Source organism: Paenibacillus sp. NPDC057934 (assembly GCF_042887565.1).
GTDB lineage: Bacteria > Bacillota > Bacilli > Paenibacillales > Paenibacillaceae > Paenibacillus_AQ.
The window spans coordinates 146,108-165,980 of the sequence record NZ_JBHVPB010000006.1; the positions used below are offsets into that span (position 1 = coordinate 146,108).

18 protein-coding genes are annotated in these 19,873 nt (G+C 48.3%); 16 read left to right on the forward strand and 2 right to left on the reverse strand.

Features of this window, described 5'->3' with window-relative positions:
• Positions 1 to 194: 194 nt before the first annotated feature.
• The 12 genes from ACFVRY_RS15515 (at position 195) to ACFVRY_RS15570 (ending at position 13,607) form a co-directional block, all read left to right on the forward strand.
• On the forward strand, positions 195 to 1,064 hold the full coding sequence (locus ACFVRY_RS15515) for an SDR family oxidoreductase (protein ID WP_387501117.1): 870 nt from the start codon (positions 195 to 197) through the stop codon (positions 1,062 to 1,064).
• 210 nt (positions 1,065 to 1,274) lie between these two features.
• Positions 1,275 to 2,831: a fumarate hydratase gene (locus tag ACFVRY_RS15520; RefSeq protein ID WP_387501118.1), complete on the forward strand. Its 1,557-nt coding sequence runs from the start codon at positions 1,275 to 1,277 to the stop codon at positions 2,829 to 2,831.
• Positions 2,832 to 2,935: 104 nt separating this feature from the next.
• Complete coding sequence (locus ACFVRY_RS15525) at positions 2,936 to 3,325, forward strand: VOC family protein (protein ID WP_387501119.1); 390 nt, start codon at positions 2,936 to 2,938, stop codon at positions 3,323 to 3,325.
• Positions 3,326 to 3,520: 195 nt separating this feature from the next.
• On the forward strand, positions 3,521 to 5,314 hold the full coding sequence (pnpS, locus tag ACFVRY_RS15530; protein WP_387501120.1) for a two-component system histidine kinase PnpS: 1,794 nt from the start codon (positions 3,521 to 3,523) through the stop codon (positions 5,312 to 5,314).
• 119 nt (positions 5,315 to 5,433) lie between these two features.
• The gene (locus tag ACFVRY_RS15535) at positions 5,434 to 6,162 is read left to right on the forward strand and encodes a response regulator transcription factor (protein WP_066374221.1); all 729 of its coding nucleotides are present in this window, start codon (positions 5,434 to 5,436) and stop codon (positions 6,160 to 6,162) included.
• A 118-nt stretch (positions 6,163 to 6,280) separates the two neighbouring features.
• Entirely contained in the window at positions 6,281 to 7,036 is a 756-nt protein-coding gene (pstB, locus tag ACFVRY_RS15540; RefSeq protein ID WP_387501121.1) for a phosphate ABC transporter ATP-binding protein PstB, read from the forward strand.
• A 64-nt stretch (positions 7,037 to 7,100) separates the two neighbouring features.
• Complete coding sequence (gene phoU, locus ACFVRY_RS15545) at positions 7,101 to 7,760, forward strand: phosphate signaling complex protein PhoU (protein WP_387501122.1); 660 nt, start codon at positions 7,101 to 7,103, stop codon at positions 7,758 to 7,760.
• A 168-nt stretch (positions 7,761 to 7,928) separates the two neighbouring features.
• The gene (gene polA / locus ACFVRY_RS15550) at positions 7,929 to 10,595 is read left to right on the forward strand and encodes a DNA polymerase I (RefSeq protein ID WP_387501123.1); all 2,667 of its coding nucleotides are present in this window, start codon (positions 7,929 to 7,931) and stop codon (positions 10,593 to 10,595) included.
• Between the two features lie 50 nt (positions 10,596 to 10,645).
• Positions 10,646 to 11,491 (forward strand): DNA-formamidopyrimidine glycosylase, encoded by an 846-nt coding sequence (gene mutM / locus ACFVRY_RS15555; protein WP_387501124.1) that lies wholly within the window; start codon positions 10,646 to 10,648, stop codon positions 11,489 to 11,491.
• 188 nt (positions 11,492 to 11,679) lie between these two features.
• Entirely contained in the window at positions 11,680 to 12,441 is a 762-nt protein-coding gene (locus tag ACFVRY_RS15560) for a manganese efflux pump (protein ID WP_387501125.1), read from the forward strand.
• Positions 12,442 to 12,450: 9 nt separating this feature from the next.
• Positions 12,451 to 13,047 (forward strand): dephospho-CoA kinase, encoded by a 597-nt coding sequence (gene coaE, locus ACFVRY_RS15565; protein WP_387501126.1) that lies wholly within the window; start codon positions 12,451 to 12,453, stop codon positions 13,045 to 13,047.
• Positions 13,044 to 13,607: a lytic transglycosylase domain-containing protein gene (locus ACFVRY_RS15570; RefSeq protein ID WP_387501397.1), complete on the forward strand. Its 564-nt coding sequence runs from the start codon at positions 13,044 to 13,046 to the stop codon at positions 13,605 to 13,607. The genes coaE and ACFVRY_RS15570 overlap by 4 nt, the downstream gene beginning before the upstream one ends.
• Positions 13,608 to 13,679: 72 nt before the next feature.
• Here ACFVRY_RS15570 and ACFVRY_RS15575 read toward each other — a convergent pair whose 3' ends face one another.
• Positions 13,680 to 13,898, reverse strand: a complete 219-nt coding sequence (locus ACFVRY_RS15575) for an alpha/beta-type small acid-soluble spore protein (protein WP_066374239.1) — start codon at positions 13,896 to 13,898, stop codon at positions 13,680 to 13,682.
• 168 nt (positions 13,899 to 14,066) lie between these two features.
• Here ACFVRY_RS15575 and nrdR point away from each other — a divergent pair, with 168 nt between their 5' ends.
• Positions 14,067 to 14,543, forward strand: a complete 477-nt coding sequence (nrdR, locus tag ACFVRY_RS15580) for a transcriptional regulator NrdR (protein WP_387501398.1) — start codon at positions 14,067 to 14,069, stop codon at positions 14,541 to 14,543.
• Between the two features lie 110 nt (positions 14,544 to 14,653).
• On the opposite strand, the gene ACFVRY_RS15585 is transcribed toward nrdR, so the two are convergent.
• Positions 14,654 to 15,289 carry a TetR/AcrR family transcriptional regulator gene (locus ACFVRY_RS15585; RefSeq protein ID WP_387501127.1) on the reverse strand — a complete coding sequence of 212 codons (636 nt, stop codon included), beginning with the start codon at positions 15,287 to 15,289 and terminating at the stop codon, positions 14,654 to 14,656.
• A gap of 333 nt (positions 15,290 to 15,622) precedes the next feature.
• On the opposite strand from ACFVRY_RS15585, the gene ACFVRY_RS15590 reads away from it, so the two are divergent.
• From ACFVRY_RS15590 to ACFVRY_RS15600, 3 genes are all read left to right on the forward strand, one after another.
• Positions 15,623 to 17,470: a hypothetical protein gene (locus ACFVRY_RS15590; protein WP_387501128.1), complete on the forward strand. Its 1,848-nt coding sequence runs from the start codon at positions 15,623 to 15,625 to the stop codon at positions 17,468 to 17,470.
• Between the two features lie 36 nt (positions 17,471 to 17,506).
• Positions 17,507 to 17,737, forward strand: a complete 231-nt coding sequence (locus ACFVRY_RS15595) for a RidA family protein (protein ID WP_387501129.1) — start codon at positions 17,507 to 17,509, stop codon at positions 17,735 to 17,737.
• Between the two features lie 873 nt (positions 17,738 to 18,610).
• On the forward strand, positions 18,611 to 19,858 hold the full coding sequence (locus tag ACFVRY_RS15600; RefSeq protein ID WP_387501130.1) for a hypothetical protein: 1,248 nt from the start codon (positions 18,611 to 18,613) through the stop codon (positions 19,856 to 19,858).
• Positions 19,859 to 19,873: the final 15 nt, after the last annotated feature.

Below are 19,873 nucleotides of genomic sequence, written 5' to 3' on the forward strand. Positions count from 1 at the left end.
ACGAGTGGCGGTCTTTTTGGCGTGAGAAATTATACATACTGTGATCTTGTCTTGTTAAACCGCTAGGTTTGATTCACTCCGATGCGTGGTAAGTAACATAACGTAAAGGCAGGTCAACGCATAAACATGGACCCTTGAGCCATCCTAAGACGATCAGCTTACATCCAATTGCACTGCGAAAGGAGACAGGGAAGATGTCAGATAGCAATCAGAGCAAGAAGACTTTACCCCCACAGGAGCAACAAAGCCAGCCCGGTATCGAGAGTCAAATGAATCCACGTCCCCAGTATGAGCCGAAGGGTTATAAGGCGGCAGGCAAGCTGCTGGGCAAGGCAGCGTTAATTACCGGAGGAGACAGTGGAATCGGTCGGGCTGTGGCGGTTCTTTTTGCCAAAGAAGGGGCCGATGTGGTCATTTCCTATCTTAACGAACATTCGGATGCAGAGGAGACCAAACGTCAGGTGGAGCAGGAGGGGCGTAAATGCATCCTGATCTCCGGGGATATCGGCGTGGAGGCCTTTTGCCAGGATTTAATCAATAAATCTGTGGAGGGTCTCGGCAAACTGGATATCCTCATCAACAATGCCGCAGAGCAGCACCCGCAGGATAAAATCGAGGACATCACCTCTGAGCAACTGGAGCGGACGTTCCGTACGAATATTTTTTCCATGTTCTATTTGACCAAGGCAGCCATGCCGCATTTAAAAGAAGGCTCGACGATCATCAACACGACCTCCATTACGGCTTATCGCGGAAGCCCGCAGCTGCTGGACTATTCGTCCACCAAAGGGGCGATTCTCAGCTTTACCCGTTCGCTGTCTGCTAATCTGGCCGATAAGGGTATTCGGGTCAATGGGGTCGCGCCTGGGCCAATCTGGACTCCGCTGATCCCATCTACCTTTGATGCGCAGAAGGTTAGTGAATTCGGGGCCACTCAGCCGATGAAACGTCCGGGACAGCCAGAAGAGCTGGCACCGGCCTATGTTTATTTGGCCTCCGACGACTCGACGTATGTGACCGGACAGGTTATTCATGTCAATGGTGGCGAGGTTGTCAACGGCTAAGCATGCTTGGAGGATATAACAGGAGCGTCTACCCGATCCTTAAACAGGATTTGGAGAGGCGCTTTTTTTGGTGTGTAGCGGGAGGCATAAAGTGTAGATGGTCAACCTGTCAAATTTAAAGTAACCCCTTTCATACGAGGCTCAATATGATATTATATTAATTATAAATAGACCTGAGACAACCTTGGACTGAGAGGAGCCTGATGAAGCATGCAGCAATTTGAAGACAGCATTTATAACCTGATTGTAGAGACCTCCACGAATCTGCCGGGGGATGTCCGGCGGGCGGTTGCCAAGGGACGTGCACTTGAAGACCGGGCGACCCGGTCGGGGCTGGCACTCGCCACGATTGCGCAAAATATCGGGATGGCAGAGCAGCAGGCTTCGCCGATCTGTCAGGACACAGGCATGCCTACCTTTATCATCCACACACCAGTGGGTATCAACCAGATCGAGATGAAGAAGGATATCTTCAGTGCTGTGCAGAGAGCGACCAAGAATGGCAAGCTGCGCCCGAACTCTGTAGACTCGCTCACAGGGGAGAACAGCGGAGATAATCTTGGGGCCGGAACACCCGTGATTCATTTTGAACAATGGGAAGAAGAAGGCGTAGATGTCAAGCTCATTCTTAAAGGTGGCGGCTGCGAAAATAAAAATATTCAGTACAGTCTTCCTGCCGAACTAGAAGGACTGGGCAAAGCAGGACGTGATCTGGACGGCATCCGCAAATGTATCCTGCATGCAGTGTATCAGGCGCAGGGACAGGGATGCAGTGCCGGATTCATCGGTGTTGGCATTGGCGGTGACCGCACAACGGGCTATGAATTGGCTAAGAAACAGCTGTTCCGTAAGGTCGATGATGTCAATCCGTCGGAAGATTTGCAGAAGCTGGAAGACTATATCTTAGAGAATGCCAACAAGCTGGGCATTGGGACGATGGGTTTTGGTGGCGAAGTGACGCTGCTGGGCTGCAAGGTGGGTGTGATGAACCGTCTTCCGGCGAGCTTCTTTGTCTCCGTTGCCTATAACTGCTGGGCTTTCCGTCGCCAAGGGGTGCTGGTCGATCCGGCTACGGGCGAGATTACAGAATGGCTTTATGAGAGTGGAACTGGAATCTCTGTAGAAGATGGCACCGAGGCTGAGGTTCCTGTAGCGGTTCTATCGGAGTCTTCCGAGGCAGGCGGCTCACGTGAAGTGCGCCTTACGACGCCAATCAGCGAAGAGGACGTTCGCAGCCTGCGGGTCGGTGATGTAGTCATTTTGTCCGGCGAGATGCACACTGGACGTGATGCATTGCATAAATACCTGATGGATCACGAGGCGCCGGTAGATCTCGATGGCGCAGTGATTTATCACTGTGGTCCGGTTATGCTGAGGGATGAGGAAGGCTGGCATGTGAAAGCCGCGGGGCCGACCACCAGTATCCGCGAGGAGCCATATCAAGGTGATATTCTGAAGAAATTTGGTATCCGCGCCGTTATCGGCAAGGGGGGCATGGGATCTAAAACGTTGAAGGCACTGCAGGAGCACGGAGGCGTATACCTCAATGCTATTGGCGGAGCTGCGCAGTATTATGCGGAATGCATCAAGAAAGTCAACGCTGTGGATTTCATGGAGTTCGGCATTCCGGAAGCCATGTGGCATCTGCAGGTGGATGGCTTCGCAGCTATCGTGACGATGGACGCTCACGGGAACAGTCTGCATGCTGATGTAGAGAAGGATTCGGCAGCTAAGCTGGCGCAATTCAAGGAACCAGTATTCCAGTAAGTTTCTATATAGCCCGTTTGATAGCCTTGTTATATGTGGAAACCCCACGCATAACGACGGACTCAGCGGGCTTTCTTATTCAATTGCGGGGGAGGAAGAAACAGATGTCGCCACACTATGTAAGGAACGGGCTTCAGACAGTTACTCCTTATTTTATTGTATCTAATGCTGACAGCTTGGTGGATTTTGTAGTGCATTGTTTTGAGGCCCGGATCATTGATATGCTGCGCAGCGACGACGGGCGGATCAAGCATGCCGAACTTCGAATCGGGGACTCGATGATCGAGTTGTCCGAAGCCAATAAGAAATATCTGCCGGTGCAGCAAACCATTCATTTATATGTTAGTGACGTGGACAAAACCTATCTAAAATGCCTGGAGTCAGGTGGGATCATTATCGACGAACCGGTGGATAAGCCATATGGTGAACGGGGTGCCGGCATTAGAGACCCCCATGGGAACCAGTGGTTTATTGCGACTCGTACGCAAGATTGAGTGCCTCTTAATAGGATGTAAATAAAGAAGGGCATCGCTGCAGATTTTCTGCGGCGGAGGCCCTTCTTTATTTTGGCATTTTACATTGCGTTAAAACTTGGCCTGTATAATGAACAGAATCGAACTGGCATTTTAACAAAAATGCGGTTAGGATTATTTTTAGAGGACATATGTAAAGAAAGAGGAAACTTATTCATGAAACCATTTCGTATTCGGCTTACAATCATACTGATGACACTTATCGGGATTTCGATGATCGGTGCCGGATTTACGATGGCGCATCTCTTCAAGGAATCACATATTTCAGCGCTCGAAGAGAACATGTCCCGGGAAATAAAATTACTGTCGGGTACGTTCCAGTTCAGGGAAATGAACAGCCCGGATGCTATGACTTACTACACGGAGCAAGCCAGACATATCGCAGGATTGACGAAGTCCAGAATCACCTTCATTACCAAGGAAGGCAAGGTGATCGGAGATTCGGAGAAAGATCCGCTGCAGATGGACAACCACTCCAACCGAGAGGAAGAGTTACTTGCTGCCAAGGAAGGCATAGGCCGTGCCATTCGCTATAGTGATACTTTGAACAAAACAATGATGTATGTCGCCGGAGCTGTTGATTCCGACCAAGGTTTTCACGGTTATATTCGTTTGTCTATGTCCCTGGATGCTGTAACCGAAGGGCTGAACCGTGCCTGGATGATTATGGCGGGAGGTCTGGTTCTCCTGTTTATGGCGGCTACCTTTGTCAGTTACAGGGTGGCGTCTGGCATGACCTCGCCGATTGAGCAGATTACGAGGGTGGCAAGGCGCATCACGGATCAGGACTATGACGCCCGAGTGCCCATGAAGCGCAAGGATGAGATTGGGCAGTTGGCCAAAGCGATTAATGCCATGGCGGACAGTCTGCAGAACCAACTCAAGACGATCCGCGACAACGAGGATCTGCTGCAAAGTGTGCTCGACAATATGACCGGGGGCATCCTGATGATTAATGAGGAGGGCGAGATTGCGCTTTTGAATCGGGCTGCCGAGCGTATGCTCGATGTCAGCAACAATGAGATGGCCGGGCAGTCGTATCAGGAGCTGAAGCGTCATTACGAGTTGACCAGGCTAGTGGATGAGGGCGTCTCTCGCAGGGAACCAATCCATGAGGAACGCAGTATTTATAATCCGACAGAGCGCATTGTGCGGCTGGACGGTGTACCCATGATGCAGGACGGTTCGTATAGGGGCATGTTGTTCCTGTTGCAAGAGGTTACGGATATCCGGCGTTTAGAAAAAATGCGCAGCGAGTTCGTGGCGAACGTCTCTCATGAGCTGAAGACACCGGTAGCCGCAGTTAAGGGCTTTGCGGAGACCTTGCTGGGCGGGGGTGTTTCAGACGAGAAGACTGCACGTTCATTCCTCCAAATCATCTATGATGAGAATGAACGGCTGAATCGCCTGATCGGTGACATTTTGGAATTATCCAAAATCGAGTCCAAGCGCGTACAACTGGAGTGCTCACCAGTTCATGTCATTGATTTCTTCGATTCCGTACTGGAGACGATGAGTAAGGTGGCAGAGAAGAAAAATATCAGCCTCAGCGCCACAGTGCCGCCGGAGCTGTTCATGGAGGGCGATGAAGATAAGCTTCGTCAGATCTTCATGAACCTGTTGTCCAATTCCATCAACTACACCCAGGACGGGGGCAATGTGAAGGTAACCGTGGTTAACCGGATGGAGGGCGACGGTACCGAGAAAGTCATCTTCGCGGTTAGTGATACCGGGATGGGCATTCCACGGAAGGATCTGCCGCGTATCTTCGAACGCTTCTACCGGGTGGATAAAGCCAGATCCAGAAGTTCCGGCGGTACGGGTCTTGGATTGTCCATTGTGAAACACCTTGTGGATTTGCACCGCGGCAATATTAGTGTGGAGAGTGATCTTGGCATTGGGAGCACATTTACTGTTGAACTTCCGCTGCTTCAGGAAAATGAAGAGTAGCATTGGTATAATTAATCACTGAGCGTTTCTATCTTTTTTACACCAAGTTAACATTTCGGTGATATGATGGCATTGTTGCTGTTTTGTAAAATTTAAAACATATGAATACGGGGGAACTTATGGCACAACGATTGCTTGTCATTGAAGACGAACCGACGCTGGCGCGCCTGTTGTCCTACAACCTGACACAGGAAGGCTATGAGGTCACGGTAGAGGATCATGGAACCGCAGGATATGATCGTGCGACCCGGGAGCCCTTTGACCTCATCGTACTGGATTTAATGCTGCCTGGAATGAACGGTATTGACATTCTTGATAAATTGCGTGGTCAAGGTATCCGTACACCGGTTATTGTGCTGACCGCCAAAAATGCAGAAGAAGATGTTGTCCGTGGACTGAAATCCGGAGCTGATGACTATATAACAAAACCTTTTGGCGTCTCAGAGCTGCTGGCCCGGGTCAGCGCAGTGCTGCGCCGGATTTCTGGTCTGGCAGAAGAGGCACCGGCGGAAACGACGGCGTCTGCATCTACCATTATTTTGGGACAACTTGAGATTTATCCCGAGCGATACGAGGTTTCGCTTGGCGGACACAGCATTAACCTGCGTCCGAAGGAATTTGAAGTGCTGCTGTACTTGGCCCGCAAGCCGGGGGTTGTGCTTACACGTGACGATCTGATGAATGCAGTGTGGGGCTTCGATTACATTGGTGGACAGCGGACGGTTGACGTGCATGTCAGCTCCTTGCGTAAAAAGCTGGAGCTTGATCCCGAGTCGGTTCATATTGATTCAATTCGCGGAGTTGGCTACAAACTCGTTGTGAATAAGAAGAGGGCTCCTGTCATATAATTGACGGGGGTTCTTTTTTGCGTCTTATTTTACAATGCGTTAACAATTCTCCACAACTCTATTTACACTGCCCGGGTATCATGAGGTACGAAGATGATGAGAAGGAGACGCAAAACTAATGAAATCCATCATTGACATAGAGAAATTAGATCTCTATTATGAGTCTTTTCATGCGCTAAAGAATGTGGAGCTGCAAATTCCGGAGAAACAGGTTACGGCTTTTATCGGGCCTTCCGGCTGTGGTAAGTCTACGCTTTTGCGCACCCTAAACCGAATGAATGATATGATTCCCGGAACACGTATTGAAGGTAAAGTTAAGATCAGCGGCAAAGATATTTACAGTGACGATGTTGAAGTGGAAAGCTTGCGCAAGCAGGTCGGCATGGTATTCCAACAGCCCAATCCTTTTCCAAAGTCCATTTATGACAATGTAGCCTACGGTCCTCGTCTGCACGGAATCCGCTCCAAGAGCGAACTGGATGGCATCGTAGAACAAAGTCTGCGTCAATCCGCTCTTTGGGAGGAAGTTAAAGACTTCCTGAAGAAATCCGCGCTCAGTCTGTCCGGGGGACAACAGCAACGGCTCTGTATCGCTAGAGCACTCGCTGTGCAGCCTGACATCCTGCTCATGGATGAAGCTACCTCAGCACTTGATCCTGTATCCACGCTTAAGATTGAAGAGTTGGTGCAGGAGCTGCGGGACAAGTATACGATTGTTATGGTTACACATAACATGCATCAGGCGGCACGCGTCTCAGGACGAACAGTATTCTTCCTGAACGGTGTGATTGTAGAGGCGGCAGATACAGAGCTGCTGTTCTCGAACCCCAAGGACTCACGCACGGAAGACTATATTTCGGGACGCTTCGGTTAAGCTTTTTAATAAAGCGGGATCGAAGTGACAACTGACATACCACCTGAGGAGGATCGCTCTGGATATGATTCAAAGAAAAGAGTTTGACAAGGACTTGGAAGAGCTGCGTAGTCTGCTACAGCAGATGAGTGAGCATGTAACGAATGCGCTCGAAGGTGCGGTTTCCGCGCTGCAACACCTCGATACTACGCGCGCTCAAGAAATCGTGAAGGCCGATTTGCGCCTTAATGCCATGGAAGACCGGATCATGGAGATCGGATCGAAACTGATCATTACTCAGCAGCCAGTTGCCAAGGACCTGCGTCGTATTATCGTTGCTTTCAAAATATCGAGCGATCTGGAGCGGATGGGTGATCTGGCGATTGATGTCGCTAAGGTTACAATGCGCATTCAGGGACAGCAATTAATCAAGCCGCTAGTGGACATCCCACGTATGGCTGAGATTGTCAACGTAATGATCAAGGAATCGATCGTTGCTTATCTGGATGAGAACACGGATCTGGCCTACAAAATGGCCCAAGATGACGATCAAGTGGACCATCTCTATAGTGCGATGATCACTGAGCTGTACACGTTCTTGACAGAAAAGCCGGATGCACTGAATCAGGTTATGCTACTAACGCTGGTGGGTCGTTATATCGAACGGATTGCCGATCATGCCACCAACATTGGTGAAAGTGTAGTATATCTGGTTACAGGCAAGCGCCCTGATCTGAATCAATAATCGTTAATTCGGGAATACAGAATAGATGCACCTTTATGAACGCCGGCCCCCGCCGGCGTTTATTCTATTTACAGGAGTTCTTTCAGGGGATAGGCGAAATCGTTTCGTCTTCGTACGGCCATATGTTAAAATGGTGAAAGTATGCAACATAAAAGGGTGGGTGCAACAATGGATAAATTGATTCTTATAGATGGCAACAACGTTATTTATCGAGCTTTTTTTGCGATGCCTCCTCTAACGAATACGGCTGGACAGCAGACGAACGCTGTATATGGGTTCACAACGATGCTGCTGCGTCTCATAGAGGAACATAAGCCGACACATATGATCGTGGCTTTCGATGCCGGCAAGATAACTTTCCGTCATGAGGGATATCAAGAATACAAGGGCGGGCGGCAAAAAACACCGCCGGAATTGTCCGAGCAGTTCCCGCTGCTCAAAGACCTGTTACGCAATCTCGGCGTGCCTCAGTTCGAGATTGAGAGCTATGAAGCCGATGATATTATCGGCAGTATCTCCCGCCAGGCGGACGAAGACGGTCGTGAGGTCATGATCGTCTCTGGAGATAAGGATATGCTGCAGTTGGCTTCGGAGCATACAACCGTTGCCTTGATACGCAAAGGCGTTACCGAAATTGAACTGTACGGGCCGGAACAGATTCGTGAGAAATATGATCTGACCCCGGAACAGATTATAGATCTTAAAGGGCTGATGGGCGATGCCAGTGACAACATTCCCGGCGTACCAGGCGTTGGGGAGAAGACTGCACTGAAGCTGTTGCATCAGTTCGGCTCTGTGGAAGGTGTTATCGCAGGCACTGGGGAGCTTAAAGGCAAGATGAAGGAGAAGCTGGAAGCTCATGCGGATGACGCTATTATGAGTAAGAAACTGGCGACGATTTACCGCGAAGTTCCGCTGGAACATGGCTGGGAGGATATGGCCTTCACAGGGCTGAACCGCGAGACTGCAGGCCCGGCGCTGGCGAAGCTTGAATTCAAGTCACTGCTGGAACGCTTGTCCCTGAGTGGTAGCGTCCCTGCTTCTGAGGGAGAGGATGCTGTGGAGGCTCAGGAGGCTGAGCTTGAGATTACCATCGTAGGCGAGGATGAACTGGGCGACCTGATTACGGCACTGCCGGGTATCTCCGCATTGCATGTGGAGTCGAACGGGGACAATCCGCACCGTGCTGAAGTGATCGGCATCGGACTGTCGTCGCTGGATCGGCATTATTATGTGCCGTTTTCCCTGCTGCAAAGTCCAAATGCAGCGAAGCTAAGGGATTGGCTGGGGGACGAGCATACCCCGAAGAGCGGCTACGACTTGCACCGCGCCGATCTGGCCCTGCACTGGCAAGGGATTCCTTTTGCCGGGGCGGCGAAGGATGTGCAGCTGGCAGCTTATCTGCTGGATCCGACAGAAGCCAACCAGGATCTGAGCGACCTTGCGGCTAAATACGGCCTGCCACGCCTGGCTACGGACGAAAGTGTATTCGGTAAAGGTGCCAAATACAAGGTGCCAGAGCTTGACGTTCTGGGCCACCATGTGGCGAGGAAGAGTGCGGCAGTGCTGGGCATTGTCCAGAAGCAGGAGAAGGAACTGGACGAGACAGCTATGAACGGCTTATTCGACGATTTAGAGATGCCGCTTTCGCGGATACTGGCCGACATGGAGAAGCAAGGGATTGCCGTGAACAAGGAGGATCTGAAGGAGCTCGGCAAGGAATTCGAAGCTCAGATCGCCAAGCTTGTCGCAGAGATCTATGAGATTTGTGGCACGGAATTCAATCTGAATTCACCGAAGCAGCTTGGTGAGATTCTGTTCGTGAAGCTGGGGCTTCCTGTCGTCAAGAAGACGAAGACCGGATACTCTACGGATGCCGAGGTGCTGGAGAAGCTGGCCCCTTATCATGATGTTGTGCGGTTGATCCTGCAATACCGGACGATCGCCAAGCTTCAATCCACTTATGTGGAAGGGCTGCTCAAGGAAATCTCACCAGATACGGGCAAAGTCCATACATTTTACCGTCAGACCATTGCGGCAACCGGACGCCTCAGTAGCCAATTCCCGAACTTGCAAAATATCCCGATTCGCTTGGAGGAGGGGCGTAAGCTCCGCAAAGTGTTTGTACCTTCAGAGCCGGGCTGGTCCATTCTGGCCGCGGACTATTCTCAGATCGAGCTGCGGGTTCTGGCGCATATCTCTGACGATGAGCGGCTGAAGGACGCTTTTCTGCATGATATGGATATTCATACAAAAACCGCGATGGATGTCTTTGGCGTGACCGCCGAGCAAGTGGACAGCAACATGCGCCGCTCTGCCAAGGCAGTAAACTTCGGTATCGTGTATGGTATCAGCGACTATGGCCTTTCGCAGAACCTCAATATTCCGCGGAAGGAAGCTGCCCGGTTCATCGAGCAATATTTTGAAGTATTCCAGGGCGTTCGCCGTTATATGGATGAGATTGTGGTGGAGGCGAAGAAGAACGGATATGTCACCACACTGCTGGAACGCCGTCGCTACCTGCCGGAGATTAATGCCAGCAATTTCAATCTGCGTTCCTTTGCAGAGCGTACAGCGATGAATACACCGATTCAGGGTACAGCCGCAGATATTATCAAACTGGCGATGGTCCACATGGACAAAGCGCTATTCGAACGCGGATTGAAGAGCCGCATGTTGCTTCAGGTACACGATGAGCTTGTGTTCGAGGTGCCAGCGGAGGAACTGGAGCTCATGAAGGTGCTACTCCCCGAGGTCATGGAAGGTGCACTGAAACTTTCGGTTCCGCTCAAGGCAGAGGTAAGTTATGGAAGCAACTGGTATGAGGCGAAATAGAACCCCCGTGTGCCTCCGAAATCCGGTATAATGGAGTAGAGGTGAGAACTATGCCGGAATTACCGGAAGTCGAAACAGTGAAGAGAACACTTAACGAATTAGTCAAAGGAAAGCAGATAGAGAACGTCACCGTCCGCTTGGCGCGGATTATTCAGCGCCCGGATGATACCATGGCCTTTGCCCACATGCTGGCGGGTCATACTATTGAAAGAGTAGAGCGTAGAGGCAAATTTTTGCGGATCTTGCTGGACGGTCTTGTCCTGGTCTCCCATCTGCGGATGGAAGGCCGTTACGGACTGCATGGCAGTGATGAGCCGCTGGACAAGCATACCCATGTAATTTTTCATTTTACAGATGGTACCGAGCTGCGCTATACGGATGTGCGCCAATTCGGTACGATGCACCTGTTCCAACCGGGGGAGGACCTCAGTCTGCCGCCGCTGAACAAACTGGGCGATGAGCCGCTAGAGCCTTCTTTTACCCCGGAACGGTTCAGGGAGATTGTGTCTGGCAAAAGCACCAAAATCAAATCCCTGCTGCTGAATCAGGAATATGTGGTCGGCATTGGGAATATCTATGTAGATGAATCGCTGCATCGTGCGGGTATTCACCCGGAGGACAGCCCTAAAGCGCTGAGCCGGGAACAGCTCGACAAGCTGCATCATGCGATTGTATCCACGCTTACGGAAGCCGTTAATGCTGGTGGCTCCTCCGTCAAATCATATGTGAACGGCCAAGGGGAGAGTGGTACCTATCAGCAGCAATTGCTGATCTATGGCCGCAAGGACCAGCCGTGTGCTGTTTGTGGAACAATGATTGAGAAGAGTGTGGTCGGCGGCCGTGGGACGCATTATTGTCCAAGCTGTCAGCGTGTCAGTACAGTGCTGGTTCGGTAATCAATTCTATACACCGGCTTGCCGGATCTTACCTGAGTTCCTCTAGGTACTTTGAACTTCATCCCAAGCTGCAGATGGTTGACACCCTCAATGTGTCCCGCCCATATACTGTGTGAAGAAGGCTCTAATCAAGCGAACGTCTTGCTTATTAAGTTAGGCAGGACGGTTCTTCACGGGAGGGATGGCGGGTGCTCAGCCCATTTTTATCATTGCTGTTATTGGCGTTGGCCCTGAGTCTGGATGGATTTGGTGTAGGCATTACATATGGTTTGCGAAAAATGAAAATACCGCTGCTCTCGATCCTAATTATCTCGTTATGCTCTGGCATCGTCATCTATGTCTCCATGCAGGTTGGCGTCTTGCTGGCGAAGGTGGTATCACCCAGTATCGCTGCGAGCGTAGGCGCAGTCATCCTTATCCTGATGGGCTGTTGGTCACTGATTCAATCGCGGATTCAGAAGGAGAAAGAGGCTCTTAGTGCCGAGCAGCAACAGGAAACTGCACAGATTTCCACAGTCAGTATCTCTGACCTCTCGTCCGAAGAGAAATATGGGGAAGTAGCTGTTGACTCGGAAGATTATGATGATGAGCCCGCTCAGCCAGTGAAACCGGCTGTATACTCACTGGAACTGCGGCGGCTCGGCATCGTCGTACAGATCCTGCGCACGCCTTCCTCTGCGGATATGGATGCTTCGGGAAGCATTTCACCGCTGGAGGCCATGATACTCGGAATTGCTTTGTCACTGGATGCATTCGGTGCAGGACTGGGTGCCGCACTGCTTGGGTTCAACCCGGGCTGGACTGCGGTCACGATTGCGTTGTTTAGCGGAAGCTTTCTAATTATGGGGATGAAGACAGGATTCAAGTTCGCCGGCAGCTCCTGGATGAAGCATGCCGCTGTCCTGCCTGCTTTAATGTTGATTGTTATGGGAATAATGAAGCTGTTATGAGGTGAGTACATGATCATGGGCTTAACCGGAGGCATTGCATCCGGAAAAAGCACAGTGTCAGCACTGTTCGTGAACAAGGGAGCCAAACTGGTGGATGCCGATGCCATCGCCAGGGAAGTGATGCTACCCGGACACCCGGTGCTGGCTGCTGTCGTTGAACATTTCGGAGAGGATATTCTGTACCCGGATGGAACGCTCGACAGGGCGAAGCTTGGGAACATTGTCTTTCATGAGCCGGAGGCTCGCCAGAAGCTGAATGGTCTGACCCACCCGGCGATTCGCCAGGAGATCAAGGACCGGATGTACCGTATGGAGCAGGAAGCGCCGGAGACGCTGATTGTGGTAGATATTCCGCTGCTGTTTGAGTCAGGGCTGGAGGGTCTTTTTCAGGACATTATTGTAGTATATGTTCCCCGTGAGATTCAATTGACCCGGCTAATGGAACGGAACAATCTGACCCAAGAGCAGGCAGAGAGCCGTCTGCAATCGCAGATGGATCTTCAGGAGAAGACAGGCAGAGCAAGCTACGTCATTGACAACAGCAGGGATCTTGAGCATACTGAGGCCCAGGTTCTTGCTTTGTGGGACAGGCTGGGGTTGTCATGAGCTGGCTGCGCAAAAAAAGAGTCCTGCTTCTCCTGTTCATCGGCTTTACAGGTATTCTGTTCCTTGGTACGAACTGGATGTCGTGGTTTTATCCGATTCATTATAAAGAAGAGATCCGTAAGCACAGCACGACCTATGAGATTGATCCATTCCTTGTGGCGGCGATTATCCGGGTGGAGACAAACTTCAAGACTGGAAAAGAGTCGAAAAAAGGGGCGATTGGTCTCATGCAGCTGATGCCGGATACGGCCAAATGGGCCATGGAAAAGGCCAAGCTTCCTGATGTCTCGCTGGAGCGGCTAAAACATGAGCCATCTGTGAACATTGAGCTGGGGGCCTGGTATCTGTCCTCGCTCTCTCGTCAGTTTGACGGTAATCGTACGGCAGTTATTGCTGCTTATAATGCTGGTCCGGGCAATGTCCAGAACTGGCTGAAGCAGGGAACCTGGGACGGTACGGAGGATAATGTGAAGGATATCCCGTTCGGGGAGACACGTCATTATGTCCAGCGGGTGATTTACTACTATAATCAGTACACGGATATCTACAAGGGATTTTAGCTGTGTATATGAAAAGAAGTATTAAACAGCCCGTGAGCCGTTTAATACTTCTTTAGTCAAGCTATAGGCAGATTAGTGAACTTGACCTGCCAGTTGTTGTTCAGCCAGAGTTACAAGACGTTTAGTGATGTAACCACCGATCGAACCGTTTTCGTAAGAAGTTTTATTGCCATTGTATCCGTCTGCAGAAAGCGTGATACCCAATTCTTGAGCAACTTCGTATTTCAATTGTTCCAAAGCTGCGCGGGAATTAGGAACTACCAGGTTGTTGGAGTTGTTGTTTTGGCCCATTGCTGTTCACCTCCTATCGGTTGGTAACTGTATTATGTGCCGGACTTGGCAGATTCATTACAACAAACAAACGGTGATTTATGGAAAAAAGAGATTGTGTTCGATCGCAGTCAGGTGCGTACTGAAATCGGGACGCACACCATTTTGCAAAAGGAAGTGATTAAGCTTATGAAATGCCCTTACTGCGATCATACAAATACCAAGGTGCTTGATTCACGTCCGGCCAACGAGAATAAGTCCATCCGCCGTAGGCGAGAGTGTGAGCGCTGTAGCAAGCGTTTTACAACGTTCGAGATGATCGAAGAGACTCCGCTTATCGTAATTAAGAAGGATGGCAGCCGCGAGGAATTCAGCCGTGATAAAATCCTCCGTGGATTGATCCGTGCCTGTGAGAAGCGTCCTGTGCCTGTAGAGCGCCTGGAGGTCATCGTGTCGGAGGTTGAGAAGGCTTTGCGTGGTATCGCCCTAGCGGAGATCGAGAGCCGTCAAATCGGCGAGCTAGTAATGGAACAACTCTATCCGGTGGATGAAGTAGCTTACGTCCGCTTCGCCTCGGTGTACCGTCAGTTCAAGGATATCAACATGTTTATGAAGGAACTGAAGGGCCTGCTGTCTAAGACAACGGGTGAGTTGGAGAGTCTGTAGGAGCGACTGAGGCGTTAGAATAACTGGAAAAATAGTCCGCCATATTAACTTGTGGCGGGCTATTTGGCTTTTCACCAGTGAAAATAAATTCAATTATTGGGCAGCACATTTTATTCCTGAGACATCGGAGTATGGTAAATGTGGAGACTAATTCGGGTCATCTCGCTGGTGGATATTGCGAAGTCGGACCCAATCCATTTGGAGATAGCATTATATAGCGCACCGGCTTTAAAGTATATTCCGTACTTATTTTCGTCTGTTGTGTCATGCGCGTTAGACAGCATCATTTCGTTCAAACAATCTAAAATCACATAATCAAACTTGGCGCTTTGGAGGGCTCTGTAGATATCGCGCTGTTGAAAAATAACTTCAAAAAGCACGCTAATAAACTTCTCAGGTTCTTTGGCTTTACCTGTTAATTCATTGGTGTAAGGCAAGAGCTTCTGATTAATCTCGAATATAAGCGAATCGACCAAATCCACCAGGATTTCCTGCTTAGAGGAATAGTTGTTGTAATAGGCTGTTCGGGAGACCCCGGCACGTTTCACAATATCAGTAATGCTGATTTTGCTAAAGGGCTGCTCCTGAATCAAGAAAACTAATGCTGTACAGATGGCTTCCCTGGTCAAACGGTTGGTTTCTTTATTGGAATGATGTTTAGAGGTGTTAGGACTGTATAATTCATGATTTGCGATGACAATTCCCCTCCATTTGTACGTTCTGGCCTTCGATTTATTGTTTTTCATGGCTCTTTTCAATATGCTAAAACCATAAGGCATTACAAATGTAATGTCAAAGTTGTAGTTAGTTGAGACGAACAAAAGAAATTAACAAGGGGCACTTCCCCAACTAACGGCATTTTTGCACCTTATTTTTCTATAAAATATGTAAATTGGGGATATAGCGGCATTTTTGTATCTTAATTTTCGAGAAAACACGCTAGAGAGGTATTTCTGGAAGATTTAAGGTACAATATTGCACTTAATTTCCACTAACCCCTAGCTGCAGAGGATTTAAGGTACGAAAATGCCGTTAATTACACTTCTATGCGTTCTATATAGTTAAAATGGGAGGACACCATGTTAAAGAACTTATACAGACGATTGTCAGCTATACTGCTGTTGATCCTGGCATTTTGTGCTACCGTATTCATCGGCCAAGAAACAGTAATCTCGGTAGCGACGATAATCATTTTACTGATTAAATTAGGCATCTCATATTTACTTCTAAAGAAGCGTGAGAAGCTGCAAGTGGTGTTGATCAGCGCCATCGTAACAGAGGGGTTATTTTTGCTGACCAATGGGTTTTGGCTCCTGGCGATATCTATCCTGCTGCTGATCGTGGCGGGTGTATGGAGAGGACTTTTTGGACAATCGGTAAGAAGAAAAGTCACTGCATTTATGATGGTTCGAAAAGTATTATTCAGCGTTGCTGCTCTTATCGTTAGTGCGCTGTGGGCTCTGGGCATCTATGCGAAGCCGATTACTAAACCTGTGTCATTACCAGCGGATGTCACGGCCACCATTGATGAACATAGATTGGATTCGGCAGCTGTGATGCTACAGGATATTGAAGTGATGAATTCCTTTGGAAGCCGTACAACGGGCTCTGAAGGTCACAATAAGTTTATTGCATGGCTGGAGCAGCAAGTAACAGAAATGGGGCTGACCGTATACCGTGATCAATATACTTTTGACCGATGGGAAGAAAAGAATAGCTCCTTGATTATTGATCAGCAGCCCATTCAAGTCTCATCAGCTTTTCCTTATTCCGGGGAAACGGGCGAACAGGGTGTAACTGGGGAACTGGTGTATACGAAGCGTGGTGATTATGAACAGGCCAGCGGAAAAATTGCTGTAGTGGAGATTGAAAATTTTAAAGATTTCCCGATTGGGATCGTCATGAACATGCGGGACTCATCGCCACAGCAGAACGGGATCGCTCCAAGCGAAGGTGATCTTGTGCTCACTACGGCCTTAAAAGGAGCCAAGTTGGAGCAAGCGAAGGAAATGGGTGTTAAAGCTGTTGTTTTAGTCTGGAAAGGGGTATCGGACGAAAAAGCTGAAAAGCAATATGTGCCTTTTACGGACGACTATGCTGGGATCCCTGCGGTTTGGGTCAATGAAACAGAGGGGCAAAAGGTGATTAAGGCTGCCCAGAAGCACAAAGAAGCCACAGTGATTTTAGAAGCAGACGAACAAAAAAACGCACCGACCGAATCCTTTTATGTAAAAATTGACGGGAAAAATAAAGATGAAGCGATCATCATCAATACCCATACGGATGGGATCAATGTTGTGGAGGAGAATGGCGCCGTAGGCATGCTGTCCATGATTCGTTACTTGCAGCAGGAGCAGCCGGAACGGACGATGATCTTTGCTTTTGTGACCGGACATTTCCGGTTGCCGGAGTTCAAAGGGACTTCTCAGGCGACGTCTACCTGGATGGAGGGGCACCGTGAGCTATGGGATGGCGGGAATGGCCATATGAAAGCTGTAGCCGGAATTACGGTCGAGCATCTAGGCAGCATGGAATGGAAGGACGACGACACGGGGCATTATGGCCCAACGGGACGTATAAGTACAGAATATACCTATGCGGGCAATGAGATGATGGCGGCGATCTGGCAGAAAGCCGTTGAGCAGAGGGACGATGCACGTACTGTAATTTTACGCGGACATAACAAGTTTGAGTTCGGGGAGAGCCAGCCTCTTTTTGAGGCGGGTATCCCAGTGCTTGGGTTCATTCCTATGCCGGATTACCTGCTGACAGATAGTGAGAACAGAGAGATAGACAAATTTGATGCGAAGCTCATGCATTCACAAATTGTATCGCTGCTGAAAGCGGTCAAGCTGGTGGATGGGACGGAGACGGATAAGCTTGGGGTGTCAGATGGGTATTCATTTTTCTATGGTCGTACGAAATGACTGTGGAGAATCGATTGAGGCAGGCAGGGATCGTGGTTGCCTTCAGCGAGTGAACCTGCTGCTAAATACGCCAATTGTGTCTTGGTTAATGGGCTTTTGTTTGTATCTGGTAAAGGACCTTCAAGCAAAGTTAAAGGAAAGTTAGGTCAGGAGTACACGACAGAACAAGGATATAGGTATGCACGCGAGACGGGACTGGAGATTTTAGCGGTCGTCAAAGATTGTATCGGTTCGCTCGATAAGGTTAAACGGGTGGTGAAAATCTAAGGCTTTGTCAACGCAACGGGTGAATTTGAAGAACATCATAAGGTGTTGAATGGATGTTCAGATCTTTTTCTTGAAGTATTCGATGAGAAGGGGGCCCATGCCCGATACGTTTTTGGTGCAGTTTCTCTTAGAGATAATTTACCGATCATCATTGACTCTATTTTCGAAGTGGAAAGCTAACTATCTCCGTTTTGGAGAAAGCGTTCGGTGGTTAATCAAAAAGCTTGCGCAAATTATAATATAATGAAGTAAAGGCTTTAAGCGGACACTGCTTTGGTGGGGCCATAGCTCAGCTAGTAGAGCGCATCGCTGGCAGCGATGCGGTCAGGGGTGATCTACTAGGCTTCATACGAAAAAACGTCATCACATATCGTGATGGCGTTCTTGTTTGTATGGATTGCCCAAAGGGCGAACCCTGGGTTCGGTTCGCGCAGACGAAGTGGCTGAATAGACTTCCTTGAATTTGCTTGGCGAAAGAGCACTGCGTCTGAATCTACCGCTAAAAATCCTCGTAGAATCGGTTTCGTCAATTATTCAATCAAAATTAGGACATCCCATGTGGGAGACAAATTCCACTAGACTACTCTAATTATTAGATTAAACGACCAAACAAGTGTCGCTTTTTTTAGTGGGCTCTTGCTTATATTTGAATTAGTTCAATAAGGATCTAGTCTTGCAAATATGAATAACTGAAGATACTTATACTTAAATAGTCCTAGAGGTTTCTTGTGCAAAATTAGAGGGAATTCCCAGTAATATGTCGAATGTGGAATTAATGCAAATCCTCAATTACGTCAGACTGGTTAAATTATCATACTTCGTTGATTGAGCATAAAGTACTATCCAGATGTATTTAACTAAGGAGTGATGCGTGTGAGCGAATCGGAAAACACCTCAAGTCTTAAGCAAGATTATGAGTTAGCGCATAGTGATATTATGAAAGCGAAAGAAATTGAGAAATATCATGAGTTATTCCGCCTTTTTATGACACGCGATAAGGAGAAAATCACATTATGCTTGGCAGCCGTACGAACATTGGCTAGAGAAACAGAAGGAATATTCTCGAGGGAAGAGATGGATCACGTTTTAAGTTACTTGAATGTAGAAACTAGGACTTATGTTATAAAGACAATTGTAAAATATGGATGGATTGTTAGCAACGGAATAAGATATCAGTTTCCAGAAAGAATGCGTTACATGATGATGTTTTTGTTTAATGTATTTGTTGGTGAAATGAATTCTTTTAGGCAGGAAATCGCTCTTTCACTGGCGGTTAGCGAATTAGATGAAATAGTAGGTGTTGATGAGGAAACTTCAGCGCAGAGCTTACAGATGGCATTCGGCACATTAAGAAGAATTAAAGTTGAATTTCAAAGTTGCGTAGAACAAAAATCGCCAGTAGAAGCGAGAAATCTACTAGTAAAAGGAAAGGATTTTCATGAAACAATAGAAAAGATAGAAGATAAATTAAACAAGATCAATCGAAATTCCTATCACTATACGCAAACTACAGAGGTAAGAAGAATGTTAGCTGAAATTATGCGGTTAAGTCAGGAGTTACATGAATTTGTCCAACAAGATATACAGGCCAACGCTCGTTCTTTTGGCCAATACTTGACTCCTGAACAGGTAGAAGAGTTTTTGCATTTGGCGTCTGTAGAACGTTTAGCAGGCCTGGTTCAAAGGAATTTCTCCTCACCTCGTAAACCCTATTTTTTAAGCGGCGAAGAATTATGCAGAAGAGGTTTTGATTATTTGGAGAATAAACCAGAAATACAGGATTTTACTTCAGCGCCACCTATAACAGAAATTATTGAAAGACACTTTGATGAAATAAATTCAAATGGTGCGAGTGATATGTTCTACAAAGAAATCATGAATAAATTGAGCCAACGCTCCCCTGTTCCATTACAGGAAATGGTTATTCAAAATAACTTTGGGGAGACTGTATTTCGCACAGGGTTATTAACTACATTGAGGAATGAATTGGAGGATGGGGATGAAAGAACTTTTGAGATTAATTTGAAAGACAACATTCTTGAATTGAGTGAGGGCTTTTTGAAAAATATTACTGAAGGAGATATTGAACTTATTGATAAAAGTAAGGAACCAAAGAAGTAAAAGTAAAAAAGGAGC

Bases quoted from the DNA above. Each gene is read 5' to 3' on its own strand.
- ACFVRY_RS15515 (WP_387501117.1), top strand. From the start codon at position 195: ATGTCAGATAGCAATCAGAGCAAGAAGACTTTACCCCCACAGGAGCAA.
- ACFVRY_RS15520 (WP_387501118.1), top strand. From the start codon at position 1,275: ATGCAGCAATTTGAAGACAGCATTTATAACCTGATTGTAGAGACCTCC.
- ACFVRY_RS15525 (WP_387501119.1), top strand. From the start codon at position 2,936: ATGTCGCCACACTATGTAAGGAACGGGCTTCAGACAGTTACTCCTTAT.
- pnpS (WP_387501120.1), top strand. From the start codon at position 3,521: ATGAAACCATTTCGTATTCGGCTTACAATCATACTGATGACACTTATC.
- ACFVRY_RS15535 (WP_066374221.1), top strand. From the start codon at position 5,434: ATGGCACAACGATTGCTTGTCATTGAAGACGAACCGACGCTGGCGCGC.
- pstB (WP_387501121.1), top strand. From the start codon at position 6,281: ATGAAATCCATCATTGACATAGAGAAATTAGATCTCTATTATGAGTCT.
- phoU (WP_387501122.1), top strand. From the start codon at position 7,101: ATGATTCAAAGAAAAGAGTTTGACAAGGACTTGGAAGAGCTGCGTAGT.
- polA (WP_387501123.1), top strand. From the start codon at position 7,929: ATGGATAAATTGATTCTTATAGATGGCAACAACGTTATTTATCGAGCT.
- mutM (WP_387501124.1), top strand. From the start codon at position 10,646: ATGCCGGAATTACCGGAAGTCGAAACAGTGAAGAGAACACTTAACGAA.
- coaE (WP_387501126.1), top strand. From the start codon at position 12,451: ATGATCATGGGCTTAACCGGAGGCATTGCATCCGGAAAAAGCACAGTG.
- ACFVRY_RS15570 (WP_387501397.1), top strand. From the start codon at position 13,044: ATGAGCTGGCTGCGCAAAAAAAGAGTCCTGCTTCTCCTGTTCATCGGC.
- ACFVRY_RS15575 (WP_066374239.1), bottom strand. From the start codon at position 13,898: ATGGGCCAAAACAACAACTCCAACAACCTGGTAGTTCCTAATTCCCGC.
- nrdR (WP_387501398.1), top strand. From the start codon at position 14,067: ATGAAATGCCCTTACTGCGATCATACAAATACCAAGGTGCTTGATTCA.
- ACFVRY_RS15585 (WP_387501127.1), bottom strand. From the start codon at position 15,289: ATGAAAAACAATAAATCGAAGGCCAGAACGTACAAATGGAGGGGAATT.
- ACFVRY_RS15590 (WP_387501128.1), top strand. From the start codon at position 15,623: ATGTTAAAGAACTTATACAGACGATTGTCAGCTATACTGCTGTTGATC.